This window comes from Aeromonas sp. (genome assembly GCF_051657805.1).
Lineage (GTDB): Bacteria > Pseudomonadota > Gammaproteobacteria > Enterobacterales > Aeromonadaceae > Aeromonas.
The window spans coordinates 800,648-814,887 of record NZ_JBOFLJ010000024.1; the positions used below are offsets into that span (position 1 = coordinate 800,648).

General features: G+C 63.3%; 10 protein-coding genes. 5 read left to right on the top strand and 5 right to left on the bottom strand.

Annotated features, from left to right (window positions below; genetic code table 11):
• Positions 1–30 precede the first annotated feature (30 nt).
• The 5 genes from ppgK to rfaH all read left to right on the top strand — a co-directional run bounded on the left by ppgK (position 31) and on the right by rfaH (position 4,666).
• Positions 31–774 (top strand): polyphosphate--glucose phosphotransferase, encoded by a 744-nt coding sequence (gene ppgK, locus ACRCYW_RS12705; protein ID WP_438550439.1) that lies wholly within the window; start codon positions 31–33, stop codon positions 772–774.
• Positions 775–1,484: 710 nt separating this feature from the next.
• Entirely contained in the window at positions 1,485–2,528 is a 1,044-nt protein-coding gene (gene metN / locus ACRCYW_RS12710; RefSeq protein ID WP_438550440.1) for a methionine ABC transporter ATP-binding protein MetN, read from the top strand.
• Between the two features lie 58 nt (positions 2,529–2,586).
• On the top strand, positions 2,587–3,240 hold the full coding sequence (locus tag ACRCYW_RS12715; protein ID WP_438550441.1) for a methionine ABC transporter permease: 654 nt from the start codon (positions 2,587–2,589) through the stop codon (positions 3,238–3,240).
• A 26-nt stretch (positions 3,241–3,266) separates the two neighbouring features.
• Positions 3,267–4,067 carry a methionine ABC transporter substrate-binding lipoprotein MetQ gene (gene metQ, locus ACRCYW_RS12720; RefSeq protein WP_438550442.1) on the top strand — a complete coding sequence of 267 codons (801 nt, stop codon included), beginning with the start codon at positions 3,267–3,269 and terminating at the stop codon, positions 4,065–4,067.
• 98 nt (positions 4,068–4,165) lie between these two features.
• Positions 4,166–4,666 (top strand): transcription/translation regulatory transformer protein RfaH, encoded by a 501-nt coding sequence (gene rfaH, locus ACRCYW_RS12725; protein WP_438550443.1) that lies wholly within the window; start codon positions 4,166–4,168, stop codon positions 4,664–4,666.
• Between the two features lie 78 nt (positions 4,667–4,744).
• On the opposite strand, the gene ACRCYW_RS12730 is transcribed toward rfaH, so the two are convergent.
• The 5 genes from ACRCYW_RS12730 to dgt all read right to left on the bottom strand — a co-directional run bounded on the left by ACRCYW_RS12730 (position 4,745) and on the right by dgt (position 14,231).
• Positions 4,745–6,718, bottom strand: coding sequence for a methyl-accepting chemotaxis protein (locus ACRCYW_RS12730; RefSeq protein WP_438550444.1), 1,974 nt, complete (start codon positions 6,716–6,718; stop codon positions 4,745–4,747).
• 38 nt (positions 6,719–6,756) lie between these two features.
• Positions 6,757–7,968 carry an EAL domain-containing response regulator gene (locus ACRCYW_RS12735; protein WP_438550445.1) on the bottom strand — a complete coding sequence of 404 codons (1,212 nt, stop codon included), beginning with the start codon at positions 7,966–7,968 and terminating at the stop codon, positions 6,757–6,759.
• Positions 7,961–12,235 (bottom strand): ATP-binding protein, encoded by a 4,275-nt coding sequence (locus ACRCYW_RS12740; RefSeq protein ID WP_438550446.1) that lies wholly within the window; start codon positions 12,233–12,235, stop codon positions 7,961–7,963. Before ACRCYW_RS12740 ends, ACRCYW_RS12735 begins: the two co-directional genes overlap by 8 nt.
• Before the next feature lie 149 nt (positions 12,236–12,384).
• A complete protein-coding gene (locus ACRCYW_RS12745) occupies positions 12,385–12,588 on the bottom strand; it encodes a hypothetical protein (protein WP_438550447.1) in 204 nt (67 codons plus the stop codon).
• Between the two features lie 278 nt (positions 12,589–12,866).
• Positions 12,867–14,231 carry a dGTPase gene (gene dgt / locus ACRCYW_RS12750; protein ID WP_438550448.1) on the bottom strand — a complete coding sequence of 455 codons (1,365 nt, stop codon included), beginning with the start codon at positions 14,229–14,231 and terminating at the stop codon, positions 12,867–12,869.
• Positions 14,232–14,240 lie beyond the last annotated feature (9 nt).

Here is a 14,240-nt window from a genome sequence, read left to right on the forward strand (position 1 = left end):
GATCGTCGGCACACAAAAAGGAAGATTCTGATGCAGATGTTGGGAGTAGATATAGGGGGCTCCGGGATCAAGGGCTGCCTGGTCGATACGAAGACCGGCGAGATCATCGGCGAGCGCCACCGCCTGGCCACTCCACAGCCGGCCACGCCGGCCGCCATCGCCCACACCCTCAAGGCGCTGGTCGAGCACTTCCAGTGGAAGGGGCCGGTGGGGTGCGGCTTCCCCGCCATCATCCACAACGGCATCGCCAAGAGCGCCGCCAACATCGACAAGAGCTGGGTCGAGACCGATGCCGCTCACCTGTTCTCGGACGTGACCGGCCTGCCCTGCCACGTGCTCAACGACGCCGACGCCGCGGGCATCGCCGAGATGCGCTTCGGCACAGGCCGGGATCGCAAGGGGGTCGTCATCCTCATCACGGTCGGCACCGGCATAGGCACCGCCATCTTCGTCAACGGCCAACTGCTCCCCAACACCGAGCTGGGGCACCTGATGCTGGAAGGCATGATTGCCGAGCACTACTGCTCAGATGCGGTGCGCAAGCGCGAGGATCTATCCTGGAGCCGCTGGGGCAAGCGCTTCAACAAGTATCTGGCCCGGCTGGAGTTCCTGTTCTCCCCCGACCTCTTCATCCTGGGGGGCGGCAGCGCCGCCAAGCTCGACAAGTTCATCGACAAGATTGAGACCCGAGCCCCCCTGGTGGCGGCGGCCAGCCTCAACCAGGCGGGCATCATAGGCGCAGCCCTCTACGCCGAGGCCCAGCAAGGGAAGTGATCCCCGCTCCCCGAGACTGGAGAGGCCCGGCAGATGCCGGGCCTCTCTCGTGTTGCACAGGGGAGACGCCAGGTTGTCCCGGCGCAGGGCAACCTCTCCTGACACCCTCTTTATGAGAAGACAGATTCTCTGCCTGTAAGGTAATACCGGCGGCCACCATGCACATCCCCTACACCCTGCCACACATCACGTCCCTCGATAAAGTACCACTCAAACGGCCCACCCCGATCCGGCGTCCCTGAACCCCATCCAGCCCCTTCCTAGCACAGGATAGTCCCTGAATAAAAAGCAGGCTCACCGTGAACTGACTGTTTATTGTTCTAAATTCACCGGGAGGATAAAAAAAGAGATCGAGACAAGGGAATAATATTCATGTCATCTTGTGAACAAGGCATTGGGAACAGCCAGACAGGCTCCCGACTAAAACCAGTGAAACAACGGCTTGCGACTCACACACCGTCATATGAACGGCACTCTGGTTTGTATTTCGAATTATATATTCATGACTCTCCAGACCCTCTTCGCCATAGCCGGATGGCGGCAATCCTTATCCATTTTTTAGACGTCTAGACGTAGAAACACGCGTTGACATGGCCATCCAGACATCTTAGCATCATCCTCCATAATGACAGAGCAACCCAGTGAAACCTCTGCCCAATTCACCCGCCTGTAGCGCCCTGTGCTTTAAGGCTGTTAGCACGGAAGAATCCATGATTAAGTTGATCGGTCTCAACAAAGTCTACGGTAAAGGCAGTGATGCCGTGCACGCCCTGCGTGATGTCAGCCTGCATGTGCCCCAAGGCAAGATCTTCGGGGTGATCGGCGCCTCCGGTGCCGGCAAGAGTACCCTCATTCGTTGCGTCAACCTGCTGGAGCGCCCCACCGAGGGTCAGGTCATCGTCGATGGCCAGGATCTGGTGGCCCTGCCCGAGCGGGATCTGACCCAGGCTCGCCGCCAGATCGGCATGATCTTCCAGCACTTCAACCTGCTCTCTTCCCGCACCGTGTTCGCGAACATCGCCTTCCCACTGGAACTGGCTGGCTGGAGCAAGGATAAGATCCAACATAGAGTCGAAGAGTTGCTGTCCCTGGTGGGGCTGGAAGCCCGCGCCCAGGCCTATCCGTCCGAGCTGTCCGGCGGTCAGAAGCAGCGCGTCGCCATCGCCCGAGCCCTGGCGCCCGCTCCCAAGGTGCTGCTGTGCGACGAGGCCACCTCGGCCCTGGATCCCCAGACCACCCGCTCTATCCTGACCCTGCTCAAAGAGATCAACGTCAAGCTGGGGCTCACCATCCTGCTCATCACCCACGAGATGGACGTGGTGAAGGGGATCTGCGACGAGGTCGCCATCATCAGCGACGGCAGCCTCATCGAGCAGGGGGAAGTGGCCTGGTTCTTCAGCAACGCCAAGACCCAACTGGCCCGTGACTTCATTCACTCCACCATCCATCTGGAGGTGCCGCAGGAGTACCAGGAGCGGATGAGCCCGGAGCGAGTGCCCGGCAGCTACCCCCTGGTCAAGCTCGGCTTCACCGGTTCGACCGTCGACTCACCGCTGATCTCCGAGGTGAGCCGCCGTTTCAACATCGATATCAGCATACTGAGTGCGGACATCGAATACGCCGGCGGGGTCAAGTTCGGCTTCCTGCTGGCCGAGCTGTTCGGGGACGAGGCCCAGTGCGAGGCCTCCCAACAGTTCTTCATCGACAACCACATTCAGCTGGAGGTAATGGGCTATGTCCGAAGCAATGACTAATCTGCTGCGCCCCATCCTCGGCGACTCTGCCATCTTATCCAGCTGGAGGTAATGACTCATGTCCGAAGCAATGATTAATCTGCTGATCTCGGCCCTCGGCGACACCCTGATCATGGTGTTTGCCTCCGCCCTGTTCGGCTGCCTGCTCGGCCTGCCGCTCGGCGTGGCGCTGCACGTGACCAAGGCCGGCCAGACCCTGGCCAACCCGGTGCTGAACCGGACCCTGGGCGTCATCGTCAACGTCGGCCGCTCGGTGCCCTTCATCATCCTGCTGGTCGCCATCATTCCGCTGACCCGCTTCATCGTCGGCACCAGCATAGGCACCATAGCCGCCATAGTGCCGCTGACCATAGGCGCCGTGCCCTTCATCGCCCGCCTGGTGGAAGGAGCCCTGATGGAGGTGCCGGACGGCTTGCTGGAAGCGGCCAAGGCCATGGGGGCCAAACCCTTGCAAATCATCACCAAGGTGCTGCTGCCCGAGGCCCTGCCCGGCATCCTCAACAGCGTCATCATCACCCTAGTCACCCTGGTCAACTACTCCGCCATGGCCGGTGCCATCGGGGGAGGCGGTCTCGGCGATGTGGGTATTCGCTACGGCTACCAGCGCTTCGACCCCACCGTCATGCTGGTCACCGTGGTCATTCTGGTGGTGCTGGTTCAACTCATCCAGAGCGCAGGTGAGCGCCTGGTTCAACAATGTGATCATCGTTAATCGTCGATTTCTGACAGGAGGTTTTTATGAAATTGGGCATTAAATCCGCTGCGGCTGCACTGCTGGCAACCCTGGTTCTGGTCGGCTGTGGCCAGAAGGAAGAGAACAAGACCCTGAAGGTGGGCGCCATCGCCGGTCCCGAGACCGAGTTGGTCGAGACCGCCGCCAAGGTCGCGAAAGAGAAGTTCGGCCTGAACGTCGAAGTGGTGACCTTCTCCGACTACGTCACCCCGAACGTGGCACTGAACGACGGCAGCGTCGACGTCAACGCCTTCCAGCACAAGCCCTATCTGGATGCCCAGATCCGTGATCGCGGCTTCAAGCTGGTACCGGTTGGCAACACCTTCGTCTACCCGATCGCCGGTTACTCCAAGAAGATCAAGGCGCTCTCCGAGCTGAAGGACGGCGCCCAGATCGCGGTGCCGAACGATCCGACCAACCTGGGTCGCTCCCTGATCCTGCTGGAGAAGCAAGGTCTGCTGAAGCTGAAAGAGGGTGCCGGCCTGGAAGCCACCGTACTGGACATTGCCAGCAACCCGCGCAACTTCAAGATTGTCGAGCTGGAAGCCGCTCAGCTGCCCCGCTCCCTGGAAGATGTAGATCTCTCCATCATCAACAACACCTTCGCCGGTCAGATTGGGCTGACCCCGACCGAGAACGGCCTGTTCGTGGAAGACAAGGAGTCCCCCTACGTCAACCTGATCGTTGCCCGCGAGAACAACAAGGATGACGAGAAGGTCAAGGAGTTCGTCCAGTCCTTCCAGACCGACGAGGTCTACAAGAAAGGCACCGAGCTGTTCAAGGGCGGCCTGGTGAAAGGTTGGTAACCACTTACTCTGGAAAAAAGGCCGCGCCAAGCGTGGCCTTTTTTTTTACCCCCGCTATCATAGGCCACAAGCACGGCAACACGACAAAAATCAGAACAATGAAGAAATGGTATCTGGCCTACTGCAAGCCCAAGGAAGAGGCCCGCGCCCGCGCTCATCTGGCAGCCCAGGGCGTCGAATCCTATTACCCCATGGTGGAGATCGAGAAGCTGCGCCGCGGCAAGCGGGTACCGGTTCGTGAACCCATGTTCCCCAACTACCTGTTCATCTACGTCGATCTCGAGGTGATCCCGCCCATCACCCTGAAGTCGACCCGCGGCATCAGCCGCATCATCCATTTCGGCAAGGAGTGGAGCTCCGTCAGCAGCCAGATCATCTACCGCCTGATGAGCCGCGACGACAGCGACGAGGCGAGGGCCTGCTACGCCCGCCTGCCGAGCCAGGGGGACAAGGTGCTCATCGAATCGGGTCCCCTCGCCGGCTTCGAGGCCATCTATCTGGAGCCGGACGGCGAGAAGCGGGCCATCTTGCTGGTCACCTTACTCAATCAGGAGACCAGCAGCAGCTTCGACAACGAGAGCTTCCGCCGGCTGGATTGATTGCGGCTCCGGCAGTCTTTGCAAGGCACATAGACAAGAGGCGGGCATGGGCCCGCCTCTTGCTTATCTCAACGTCACTCATCTCAGCTCGAAACGGCTGATGGCGGAGGTCAGTCGACCCGTCTCCTGGGTCAGGCGCTCGACGATCGCCTCCCCCTGCCGGCTGTGTTCGCTGGAGTGACGGCTGAGGGTGGCGATCTCCTCCACGGTTCCCGCCACCTCCTGCGCGACCCTGGATTGCTGATCGGTCGCGGTGGCTATGGTGCCGAGCTGGCTGGAGAGATCCTGCACAAGCTGCATCATGGTTTCCAGCGCCCCGGTCACCGAGGTCACCACCTCCTGCCCCTGCGCCACCAGCCGGGTGCCGCTGCCTATGGTGTCGGCGGTCTGGCGGGTCTGGTGCTGTATGCTTCCTATGGTCTGATTGATCTCCGCCGTCGACTGGCTGGTACGGCTGGCCAGCTGGCGCACCTCGTCGGCCACCACCGCAAAGCCCCGCCCCTGCTCGCCGGCACGAGCCGCCTCGATGGCGGCATTGAGCGCCAGCAGGTTGGTCTGTTCGGCGATGGTGGCGATCACTTCGGTGACGCGCCCCACCTGCTCGCTCTGGCTGCTGAGCAGCCCCATCGCCTGGTTGGCCTCGGTAATCATGACGGCAATCTGCGCCATGGTGGTCTCCATGCGCACCAGGGCGTCGCCCCCCTGCCTCGCCTGCCGCTCGGTCTGACGAGCCGCCTCGGCAGCCTCGGCGATGTTGCCCGCCACATCCCGGGTGCTGACCGACATCTGCTCGATGGCGGCGGCGACCGTGTCCACCCGCTGATTCTGGCTCGCCAGCTCCTCCACTATGGTGTTGCTGGTGCGCCCCACCTCGCCGCAGGCTCCCTGTACCTGGCCGACCGCACCCTGGATCTCGCCCACCAGCTGACGCAGCTGGCCCGACATCCGGTTGATGGAGCCGGTCAACCCTCCCAGCTCATCCTGGCGCAGCACCGGCAAGGGCTCCGCCGGCAGGCGGCCATCCGCCACCTGCCCGGCACGGGTCACCAGACTTGCTATGTCCCGGGTCAGACGGCGGCTGAACAGCAGGGCCACCAGGGTGCCGAGCAAAATGGTGCTGGTAGTGGCCAGCAGCAGGGTGCGGTGTATGGTCTGGCTGGCGCTGGCCATCTTGTCGGCCATGGCATCGACCTCCCCCCGGGTGTGCGTCACCTGGGAGGCCAGCTGGCTGGCGAGGCGGGTCAGCACGGGTTCGACGTCGGTGGCCATCAGGTGATTGGCCCTGTCCCAGTCCGGCGCCTGGCGCAGGGCGATCACCTGGCCCACCAGCTCGGCAAAGGGGGCGGACATCTGCTCGAACAGCGCCCAGAGCCCCTTCTGCGCCTCGCTGAAGTTGGCCTCCTGTTGCTTGAGTTCGGCCACCCGTTGCAGGTGGAACTGGTAGTAACCCTGGTATTTCTCCTGATACTCCTTCTCCCCCGAGATGAGGAAGTCCCGCAGGGCGGAGAGAGCATTGGCGAGGCCGTTGTAGGCATCCCCCACCTGCTTGAGCAGCAGACGGCGATCCCCAGGCAGATCGGCTTGCGGGGTCGCCACCTCCTCATTGGCGAAGGATTGCAACTGATCGAGCGCCGCCTCGGCGAGCGGCCCCGCCTCCAGCAGCATCAGGCTGTGGGCCGGCAGGTTCTCCTCCGTATGGGCCAGGGCCCACACCTTCTCCTGGCTGGCCTTGAACCCCTTGAGGGACTGCGCCAGTGCAGGCTTGAATGACTGCCCCTCGATGAGCCGCCAGGCCGACTCCCACTCCCCCTTGAGACGCGTCCCCTGGGCCGGATCCTTGCCGAGGATGAGATAGGCGCGCAGGGAGGAGACGGTGGCGATGAGGGCCTTCTGGCTCGCCTCGTCCCGCTGCAGGGCAGGCAGGGTCTGTGCCAGCAGGGCATACTGCGACTGCTCGATGCGACCGAGCTGATGGTAGACCAGGGCGGAGGAGAGAATGATGAGCAGATTGATGAAACAAAAGCTCAGTAGCAGCTTGCTCGATATTTTCATGAACATCCTTGTTCGACGGCGGGCATCCTGCCCGGACTTCACATCTTGATCAATGCCGGCAATCGCTCCAGCCAGGTGCGGTGCCATGCCAGCAGCTCTTCCCTTGGCATGGGGCGGGCGGAGAAGAAGCCCTGACAGACGTCGCACCCCAACCGGCTCAGCAGTTGCCAGGTGGGTTCATCCTCGACCCCTTCCGCCACCGACTTGAGCCCCAGCTTGCGGGCGAGCTCGATACTGGATTCGATGATAGCGAGCCGGGAGGGATCCTCATAGCAGCGATCGACGAAAGAGCGATCCAGTTTCAACTCGGTGAAGGGCAGCAGCGCCAACTGCTGCATGGAGGAGTAACCGGTCCCGAAGTCATCGATGGAGAGGCCAAAACCGTGCATGCGCAACCGGGTCAACACCTCGAGGGACTTGCCCAACTCCTTGACGAAGGCACTCTCGGTCACCTCCAGGGTGATGAGTTCGGGGTTGATGCTCCAGCGCTGGCAGTGGCTGAGCAGGGTGTTGCACAGATCCCCCTCGATGAGAGAGGTGGTGGAGAGGTTCATGGACAGGTTGAGGGAGAGCCCGGTGCGCTCCCACAGGTGGCCGTCCCGCAGAGACTTGCCGATGATCACCTCGGTCAGCTGATCGATGAGGCCGTGCCGCTCCGCCAGCGGGATGAAGCGGGCCGGCGAGATGAGGCCGTACTCCGGGTGCTGCCAGCGCGCCAGCGCCTCCATGCCGATCCACTGACCGCTGCCAAAACTCACCTTGGGCTGATACCAGGGCAGCAGTTGATCCTGCTCCAGCGCCTGGCTCAGCTCATCCAGGGTCAGGCTGTGGTGATCCTCCTCCCGGCTGCGCTCCTCCCGCGGTTGCCAGCTGTCGATCAGTTGCCGGATCTGCTGGTGGGTGGCGGGTTTGCCGATGCGGCCCAGCACCTGCAGGCCGTAGGCGGCGCTCATGCGCAGCACGGCATCGACCACGTCGTCCTCCAGGGCGCTGCACAATATGATGCCGCCGCGAAAGCCTCCGAGGGAGAGTCGACGCAGCAGGGCCATGCCGTCCATGCCGGGCATGCGCAGATCGCAGAACAGGATATCGACCTGATGACGCTGACAGAGCGCCAACGCCGCCTCCCCATCCCCGGCCTCCAGCACCTGGCCACGGCAGAGCGTGCTCACCTGATGCATCAGCGCCTTGCGCTGGAAGCTGTGATCTTCCACCACCAGGATGGTCAACTCATGCTGGGTATTATTCATCGAGCCATAATCCAATGTCGCCTGTGATCCCGTTCATCAATGTGTCTACTCGCTGGCACAATTGCGCCAGCCTGTCCATCTGCTTCAGACGGGCCGCCGCCTCCAGCTGGGCCGCCTCCGTCGCCAAGGTCGACAGCCCGACCATGCGGGCGGCCCCCTTGATCCTGTGGGCAATCTCCACCAGCCCCTGAGTATCCTGACGGCCCAGTGCCCGCCCCATCTCCTCCCCGTCCTGACGGTTGGAGGCTAGGTATTCCAAGGCCATCTCCCGAGCGACCTCTGCATCGCCAAACAGCGAGATCCAGTGGGAGGCCGACAACGGAGCCCTGTCATCCGGCGACGCCGGCTCGGCAGCCCTGGGTTCCCCCGTCGCCATCGCACTCGGCAGCCAGCGCAACAGCATCTGGCGCAGGGTGTCCAGGCTATAGGGCTTGAACAGCATGTCATCCATGCCCGCCGCCAGCATCTGATCGCTGGCCGTCTCAGAGGCATCCGCCGTGACCCCTATGATGGGGGCCGACTCCCCGGCCGCCCGCAGGGCCCGGGTCAGGCTGTAGCCATCCATCACCGGCATGTGGCAATCGGTCAGCAGCAGGGAGAACCCCTGGCCCTGCCAGAGTCGCAGCGCCTTCTCCCCATCCTCAACCAGTTCGGCCTCGATGCCAAGCACGGCGAGCTGACGCGCGAGCAGGGCCCGGTTGACAGGGTGATCATCGGCCACCAGCACCCGTCCTTGCAACTTATCCAGTTGGAACTGTGCAGGCCGGGGGGCCTCCTTGCCCGCGAGCTGATGGCAAGTTTCCAGCAAGAGATCCGGATAGAGCGGAGAGAGGCCGAGGCGCCACCAAGCATCGCTCTCCATCCGGCTGCGCAGGGCCTCCTTGGTCGACATCACCAATCCCTTGAGGGAGCTCTGTTGCAATTGCCGCTGCCAGTCACTTCCCAGGGTCTGCTCAAGCAGGCGTTCCTCTGCAATGAGGCGCCCCCCGGAGAGGTGTTGCCACCCGTCCGGCGGCAGCGGATGCAATCTGGCGCCGAGCTGGGTCATCGCCTCCTGCAGCGAGCCATCCTCCCCGAGCCACCACCAATCCTGCTCGGCCAGGGGGGGCGTGTCCCACAGGCACTCTCGCAGCGGCACGTTGAAGGTGACCCGGGTCCCCACCCCGCTCTCGCTCTCCAGCAGCAGATCCCCCCCCATCTTCTGGCTGAGCTGGTGGCAAATGGCGAGCCCGAGCCCGGTGCCGCCGAACCGGCGGGTGATGTCGGACTCCACCTGCTTGAAGGGGGTGAACAGATGCGCCTGCTTGTCTGCGGCTATACCGATCCCGGTGTCCTGTACCACGAACTGCAACCTGTTGTCCCGATAGCTCACCCGGATGGCGATGGCCCCCGCCTCGGTGAACTTCACCGCGTTGTTGAGCAGGTTGGAGAGCACCTGACCGACCCGGATCTCGTCCAGGCTGGCCTGATCCGGCACCTCCCGTCCCCAGACGAGTGTGACCTTGAGCCCCTTGCCATGGGCCAGGGTGGCATGACCACGGATGACATCGCAGATGACCGACGTGAGGCGGCAGGGGTGATAGTGCAGCTGCAACTGGCCGGCCTCCATCTTGGAGAAGTCCAGGATGTCGTTGACCAGATAGAGCAGGCTGTTGGCCGAGGTCGCTATGTTGCGCAGCAGATAGCGCTGATCGTCGTCGAGCTGGCTCATCTGCAGCAGCTCCAGCATGCCGTGCATGCCCGAGATGGGGGTGCGCAGCTCATGGCTCATGGTGGCGAGGAAGCGGCTGCGAGCCTGCATCGCCTGCTCCGCCACGGCCCTGGCATCCCTGAGCTCCAGCTCCTGCTGCTTGAGGGCCGTGATGTCGTGGATGACGCCGTTGAGGAGCAGCCCCTCCTCCTGGCGCACGAAGCTGCCGCGCACCTGCAAATAGCGCGCCCCTTCCTGGCGATCCACCTTGACCTCGAGATCCAGAGGGGCCAGGGACTCGGCATGGTGGGCCACCTTGCCGACGAACTCCTGCAGCGCCGCCTCGGTGAAGCCGAACAACTCGCCACCGGACTCCATCATGAGCATCTGCTCGTCGCTCACACCCAGTATCTCGCCGGCCCCCTGTGAGACATAGAGGAAGCGCCCCTTGCCGGGCCCGATCCAGAGGTACTGATAGACGATGCCCGGCATGCTGTCGGTGATCTGGGTGAGGCGGAGCTCCGCCTTGCGCGCCCGCGCCTCGGCCTCTTTTATGCTGCTCACATCGGTCAGGACCGTCAGGACCCCCAACATGTCGCCATTTCCCGAACGATACGGCTGCTTGGCATAGATCACGTGGAAGGATGAGCCATCCTGACGGCGGCTGTAGCCCGCCCCCTCCAGCATCTCGCCGTGCAGCCAGACCTCCCGCTCCTCCCGCAGCACCCGATCCCGCTCGGACGGGGGTATGCTGCCGAGGTGGAGCCTGTCATCCTCCCCCTGGCGCACGAAGGCATCTTTATAGGCCTGATTGCACAGGGTGATGCGCAGATCCTTGTCCCTCAGCACCACCATGTTGGGCAGGGAGTCCAGCAGGGTCTGCACGAAGGTCAGCTGTTCGCTGAGCTGGCGTTCGGCCTGCTGACGCTGCCGGATCTGGCGGCGCAGGGTGCGGTTCCAGCCGACGAAGAGCAGCACGCAGAACAGGAAGATACCGGCACCGAGGGAGGACCAGAGCAGCACGGTCGCCGGATCTATGCCCGTCTGTATGGTCAGGGACATCCACTTGTGTTCCAGCCTGGCCAGCTCTTCCGGCCGGACCGACAGCAGCGCCTTGGTCAAGATCTGCTGCAGCATGGGATCCTGCTTGTGCACCGCCATGGCGACCGGCACCCGCAGCTCGTTGCCGGAGAGCACGACCTGATAGCGATCGCTGAACCCCTTCTTCAGGGCCAGTTCCAGGGTCGTCATGCTCATCAGCACATAGTCGGCCTCACCGCTGTCGAGCAGCGGCAGCAACATGCTGTCGCTGCCTGTGGTGACTATCTTGGCTCCCACCTGATCCAGCAGCACCTTCTCCACCGAGCCGGCCACCATACCGACCCTGTGCCCCTTCAGCTGCGCCGGGCTGGAGAGTTCGTCGACCCCCTGCCTGGCGGCGATCACCCGGTTGATGAAGGCGTAATCCGGGGTGAACAGCATGCTGCCCCGACGCTCGTCGGTGGGGGTAATGGCGGGAATGAAGTCCAGCTTCTCGGCTTCAAACTGCGCTATGGTATCGGCCCAGTCCTGGGTATGGATCAGGGAAAACTGCAGGCCGGAGCGAGCGCTGACGAGTTTCAGCAGATCGGCCACAAAGCCCGTCAGCTGGCCGCGCGAGTCGGTCTCGCTCACCGCTGGCCAGTGGGGGGCCACCCCGAATCTCAGGGTTGGATGCTGGGCCAGCCAGTTCAGCTCGTCCTGATTGAAGAGGGTCTGACGCGGCCCCTGGATCTGGCCGTAATCGATCCCCCCACCTGTCTCCAGCAGACGCCAGCGTTCGGCCTCCGGAATCGCCACCAGCACCCGCTGCAGCAGGGAATGCAGCCCCAGGTTGCGGCTCGCCACCACCATGGCCAGCTGGGTATCGGGCACCCAGGACGGGGTGATCACCTGCAGCTGGGTATGCTGGCGCTGGTGCTGCAGCCGGATCAGGGTCGGCAGATCCGCCAGATAGGCGTCCGCCAGCCCCCGCTTCACCATGAAGGCGGCCTCGTCGACGCTCTCGGCCTCGTCGATCTGCTTCACCCCGAGCCTGATCAGCTCGTCGCAGGCCCCGAAGCCCTGAATGCACGCCCAACGCCACCCCCTGGCCACCGCCAGGCTCGGACTGCTCTGCGTGCGCGACAACAAGACCCCCCTCGGCACCCCCATGATGTCCAGGGTGGCCAGCGTCTGCCGGGGGGCGGCACGCTCCGGGGTCACCCCCAGCAGCAGATCGACCTCGCCATCCTGCAGGGCCTGCTGGGCACGGGCATAGTCGGGGTAACCCTTGTACTTGAGAGGCATCCCCACCCGAGCGGCCACCAGGGCGGCGAAGTCATCCAGCGGGCCGCTGAAGCCCCCTCGCCCATTGGTGTAGATGTAGGGGGGCCAATCCACCGAGACCATGCCGATCACCAGCTCATCGTGGGTAGCCAGCCAGCTCTGCTCAGAGCGGGCTGGTTCATGCGGGTTCGGGGGGGAAACGGCCGATGCCGCCCAGCTCCAGCAGGCAAGCCAGCACAGTAAAATGAGGCGGTAACAACGAGATGGCATGACGAGACCCCTTACAAACCGGGTGGAGATGATAAAGGCTTTGGCTCAATGTGCGACTAATAAATTTGTAACATTCCCGGAGGGAATGAAAAATGGCAGGCCCAGGGCCTGCCATTTTCTCTGCAAGAAGGGGGCCAGGCCCCCTGCCATCAGGTTATTCGATTCCCGAGGCGGAAGCCGGTTTGAAACTCCCGCTCACGCACGTGGGCAACCTGTACATCCATCCCCTCCAGACCGATGTCTTTGAGCAGGGCGGGAGAGAGGTGTAGGTGACTGACGCGACGCTCCAGCCGGGTGATCCGCTTCTGAACCAGGGATTCGACGGTGCGCAGCAGTACGAGTTCGATAGACATAATATTCTCCAGTTGAACATGCGGTTCTCCCGGAGAGAGGACATCACCCTGCGGGATAACCGCGGGTGATGAAAAGACAGGTGTTACCTGTTCACTCCACGCGGTAAATAAAGAGCACGAGTCTTCGCGCTGCCGATGCAGCGGTCGAACGCAACGTTGAGCATTGAATGTTGCATGGTCGTCTCCTTACCGAGTGAAAGTTGAACAAGTGCCACAGTCTAGAAAAACACCGGATTTCGTGCAATATCTGACCCACCCATATGGGGGGGCACCGGGCATCAGATCCCGGACAGCAGCCGGAACTCCTCCAGCGCATAGGTATCCGTCATGCCGCTGACGTAGTCGAGGAGCAGCCGCACCCTGTAGTACCACTCCTGCTCCGCCCCCGACAGGAAGCGGGGATCCGCCGTGGCCACAGCCAGCCGGTACGCCTTGAGGTGGCGCGCCGACAGGCGGTGAAACAGCCTGCGCGCGAAGAAGAGCTCGCTCCCCCCCTTGCCCGCCAGCAGCTTCCCGAACTGGGTGGCCGGCAACGCCAGCAGGCAGGCATAGGTGGAGAGTACCCCGCGCAGGGCGGCATAACCCTCGAGCTCGAGCGCCTCCACCTCGGGGCGCATGAACACCTGCTCCCTCGCGACTTGCTTGAGCACATCCAGCACCCGTGCCGCCGGTGCCTGACCGTGCAACAGCGCCTGAGGATAGGCGCCGCTCAGAATGGCACTGTGTTCGCTGATATAGGTCTCGGCCGCCAGGGTGGCCAGATCCCGGGTCAACTGCTGGCGGAAATGGGGGAAGAAGCCCCTGGCCGATGCCATGGCCTCGGCCAGCAGGGTCGCCATGTAGTCCCCCCCTTCCGCCATGCGCAACGCCTGCTGCAGATCCCCGAGACCGAGGATCCGCCTGTCCACCGCGTCCTCGAGATCTGCGATGCAGTAGGAGATGTCGTCCGCCGCCTCCATGATGTACACCAACGGATGGCGGCAACCCGGCGCCAGCCCGAGCTGCTGGCTCAGGGACTGGTAGAGGGGTTGTTCGCTGAAGAAGATGCCGCGCTTGCTGGCCCAGCCGTGATGCTGGCCGAAATGCTGCCCGGGGGCTGGCTGCTGCGGGTATTTGCACAGAGCCGCCAGCTGGCCCAGGGTCAGGTTCAGCTCGTGCAGGCTGTGCACCAACCGCAGGCTCTGGGCATTGCCGTCGAACACCAGCAGATCCTGGCGCAGCTCGGCCCACTGGGGGCTTGGCAACTGCTCGTGAGCACTGGCGAAGAGATCGTCCAGCGACTGTGCCAGCCACTGGCTCATCACCTGCTCGCCGAAGTGGCCGAACGGCGGGTTGCCGACGTCGTGCAGCAGGCAGGACATCTCCACCAGATTGATGAAGGCCCCCTCGCACACGGTTCCTGTGGGTAGCTGGGCCAGGATGCGGCGGCTGATCTGGCGGCCCGTCTCCTGCACCTCCAGGGAGTGGGTCAGGCGGCTGCGCACCGAGGCCTTCACATCCAGCGGGAAGACCTGGGTCTTCTGCTGCAACCGGCGCACCGGCGCGGCCTGCACGATGCGGGCGCGATCCTGCTCGGTCGCCTCCAGCAGGGGCTCGTATCCCCAGCTGTGAATTCGCAGGGACGGGATCAGGCGCTGATACATGGGGTCTGC

Bases quoted from the DNA above. Each gene is read 5' to 3' on its own strand.
- ACRCYW_RS12735 (WP_438550445.1), bottom strand. From the start codon at position 7,968: ATGAATAATACCCAGCATGAGTTGACCATCCTGGTGGTGGAAGATCAC.
- metN (WP_438550440.1), top strand. From the start codon at position 1,485: ATGATTAAGTTGATCGGTCTCAACAAAGTCTACGGTAAAGGCAGTGAT.
- ACRCYW_RS12745 (WP_438550447.1), bottom strand. From the start codon at position 12,588: ATGTCTATCGAACTCGTACTGCTGCGCACCGTCGAATCCCTGGTTCAG.
- ppgK (WP_438550439.1), top strand. From the start codon at position 31: ATGCAGATGTTGGGAGTAGATATAGGGGGCTCCGGGATCAAGGGCTGC.
- rfaH (WP_438550443.1), top strand. From the start codon at position 4,166: ATGAAGAAATGGTATCTGGCCTACTGCAAGCCCAAGGAAGAGGCCCGC.
- ACRCYW_RS12740 (WP_438550446.1), bottom strand. From the start codon at position 12,235: ATGCCATCTCGTTGTTACCGCCTCATTTTACTGTGCTGGCTTGCCTGC.
- dgt (WP_438550448.1), bottom strand. From the start codon at position 14,231: ATGTATCAGCGCCTGATCCCGTCCCTGCGAATTCACAGCTGGGGATAC.
- metQ (WP_438550442.1), top strand. From the start codon at position 3,267: ATGAAATTGGGCATTAAATCCGCTGCGGCTGCACTGCTGGCAACCCTG.
- ACRCYW_RS12730 (WP_438550444.1), bottom strand. From the start codon at position 6,718: ATGAAAATATCGAGCAAGCTGCTACTGAGCTTTTGTTTCATCAATCTG.
- ACRCYW_RS12715 (WP_438550441.1), top strand. From the start codon at position 2,587: ATGTCCGAAGCAATGATTAATCTGCTGATCTCGGCCCTCGGCGACACC.